Source organism: Flavobacterium branchiophilum NBRC 15030 = ATCC 35035, assembly GCF_002217205.1.
Taxonomy (GTDB): Bacteria; Bacteroidota; Bacteroidia; order Flavobacteriales; family Flavobacteriaceae; genus Flavobacterium; species Flavobacterium branchiophilum.
Window position 1 is genome coordinate 1 of record NZ_MUGT01000192.1, and the last position, 2,960, is coordinate 2,960.

The 2,960-nt window shown below is 26.2% G+C and carries 2 protein-coding genes and 1 pseudogene; all 3 read left to right on the top strand.

Annotated elements, in window-relative coordinates; translation table 11 throughout:
• On the top strand, nt 1-1,040 hold a 1,040-nt coding region (locus B0A58_RS15655; RefSeq protein ID WP_089081816.1), incomplete at its 5' end, for an O-antigen ligase family protein.
• A 10-nt stretch (nt 1,041-1,050) separates the two neighbouring features.
• Complete coding sequence (locus B0A58_RS15660; protein WP_089081817.1) at nt 1,051-2,061, top strand: glycosyltransferase family 4 protein; 1,011 nt, start codon at nt 1,051-1,053, stop codon at nt 2,059-2,061.
• 59 nt (nt 2,062-2,120) lie between these two features.
• A pseudogene (locus B0A58_RS15665) lies at nt 2,121-2,960 on the top strand (sugar transferase); the annotation flags it as partial.

Consider the following 2,960-nt stretch of genomic DNA (forward strand, 5'->3'; position numbering starts at 1 on the left):
GAGTTTTTTTTTATGTTTTTTTTTTATTTTTATTAATTCCTGGTATATTAATTGGTGCTGAAACATTAGGTTTAGAAATTAATGTAAAAAATGCGATTTTATTTAACATATCAGGTTCTTTATGTTTAGGATTTTGTTCTATTTATTGTCTTAATAAAAAAATAACCTTAGAAGAAATTCATAATATTTTAATGTTAATTGGTTTTCCAATAGTCTCTACTTTATTTTATATTATCTTTTTCTCGTTAAATATTGATTTTAGTACAGTAATTAATTCTACGGGATCTAATTTTACAACATCAGGAGGATATGGCCCAAATCAAGTTTCGACAATTCTAGGATTAGGCATGTTTGTTTTTTTTGTACGAATTCTTTTTTTTTCAACGAATAAATTGGTTTTAATTCTCAATTTAGCCTTATTTTTTATCTTGTCCTATCGTGCTTTTATTACTTTTTCAAGAGGCGGTGTTTTATGTGGTATTTTCGTTATCTTAACATTGATCATCATATTATTCAAAAGAGCAAATGTTGTTCTAAAAACAAAAATTGTAGCCTATTTAAGTGTATTAATAATGCTTTTTAGTTTTGTTTGGATTTATAGCGTTTCTCAAACGAATGGACTTTTAGAAAATAGATATGAAAATAAAGATGCTTTAGGACGTGTTAAAAAAAGTAAATTTACAGGGCGTGAAAAATTGGCAGATATTGAATTAGGATTTTTTTTAGACCACCCAATTTGGGGAATTGGTGTTGGAAAAGTTAAAGAACAACGGGCTGATGAATTTGGAATTGATCTTGCGTCTCATAGCGAAATAACAAGATTGTTAGCTGAACACGGTATATTTGGTATTTTAGCAATAATTATTTTAATTTTTGTTCCAATTTACATGTACATTCCAAATAAAAACCATTTATATTTACTTCCGTTTATTTTCTTTTGGTTTTTTACCATCAATCATGCAGCAATGAGAATAGCAGCTCCGGCTTTTATGTATGGGTTGTCGTTATTATTTGTAGTTAAAGAAAAATATAATACATAAATATTTTTAAATGGCTTTTATCTTATATATTGGTAATAAATTGAATTCAAAAGGTTCAAATCCTACAACAATTGACACTTTAGGTAAGCAATTGACAGAAGAGCATTATGTAGTAAAATATGCTTCTACATATAAAAATTGGTTAATAAGGATACTGGACATGTTATTTTCTATAATAAAATATTCATTTAAAATAGATTATGTGCTAATTGATACCTATAGTACTTTTGGATTTTGGTATGTTTTGTGTACAAGCCAATGTTGTCGATTATTGAATTTAAAATATATCCCCATTTTGCACGGCGGTAATTTACCTAAAAGATTGAAAATTAATCCTTTTTTTTGTAATCTAATCTTTAAAAATTCATATTGTAATGTAGCTCCTTCTGCTTATTTATATGATGAATTTAAAAAAAAATATAATAATTTAGTTTTAATACCAAATACTATAAATGAAAATGATTATCAATTTTTACTTAGAAATGAAATAGCACCAAAACTCCTTTGGGTAAGGGCTTTTGATCAAACATATAACCCAGAAATGGCACTTTATGTTTTAGAAAAATTACAACAAAGCTATCCAAAGGCTACATTATGTATGGTGGGGCCCAAAAAAGATGAAAGTTTTGAACGTTCAAAAAAATTAGCTAATGTATTGGGATTGTCAGTAAAGTTTACAGGAATATTGTCTAAAAAAGAATGGATTCAATTATCAAAAGAGTTTGATTTTTTTATAAATACTACAAATTTTGATAATATGCCTGTTTCATTAATAGAAGCGATGAGTTTAGGACTAGTGGTTGTTTCTACAAACGTAGGTGGCATTCCTTATTTAATAAATCATCAGGAAACAGGTATTTTAGTCAATAAAAATGATGTGGATGAAATGGTCTTTCAAATTTCTAATTTGTTGAATAACAGTATTTTATATATAAAAATTGCTCATAACGCTCAGCTATCTGCATCACAATTTTATTGGGGAGAAGTTAAATACAAATGGTTTGAAATTTTAAAAAAATAATATTACATTTGTCAAAATATTTGTTATCTTGCCATTCCAATTCAAATTTTGCATTTTACATGGAATCAAACAATCAAATACATTTTGAAATCTCTGAACGTAAAATCCTATTAAAATTATTTGATATAATAGTCATATTTATATCTTTATATTTAGAAGGGTTGATATTTAATTTGCAATATTTTTTAAATTTTTTCACACAAATTTCATATGTTTTTGTATTATTGAGTTATATTCTCGGGTATGGTGCCATTTTTGAAATGTATAATTTGCAAGTGGCTAGTAATTTTAATCAAATTACTAAAAGTGTCTTGATGACTTCATTTGCCATTGTTATTAGTTATTTATTTACCCCTATTTATTCCCCTTCTCTACCAAATAATAGAATTTATATACTACTTTTCTTGTTCACCGTATTATTTTCCTTATTATCTTGGCGTATGTTTTACTTGTATTTATTTACAAAACAAAAGTTTAAGAAAAAAGTTGTGCTAATATGCGACCCTGAGCAATTAGAAGAATTGGTTTTAGGTTTAGAACAAGCAGATCCACATACAAAGGTGAAAGCCTATTTGAATACCGATACAGAAAACCCATTTCAATTTAATTTGAATGGTATTAAAAGCCTGAAGTTAGATGAATTAAAAAGTTTTTTAATAGAAAGAAATATTTCTGAAATTGTCATTGATGTTAAAAAAACAGAAATGATTACTTTTGAATTATATAAGGAATTGCTTGAAATACTTCAAAATCAATATCCTATAAAAGAATATACACAGCTTTATGAAAACATTTCTCAACGCATTCCGGTACAATATTTATCAAGAGATTTTTATAGGTATTTTCCATTTAGCTTTAATAATCAAAATCGACTTTATTTATTTTATCGAGTTATTTAC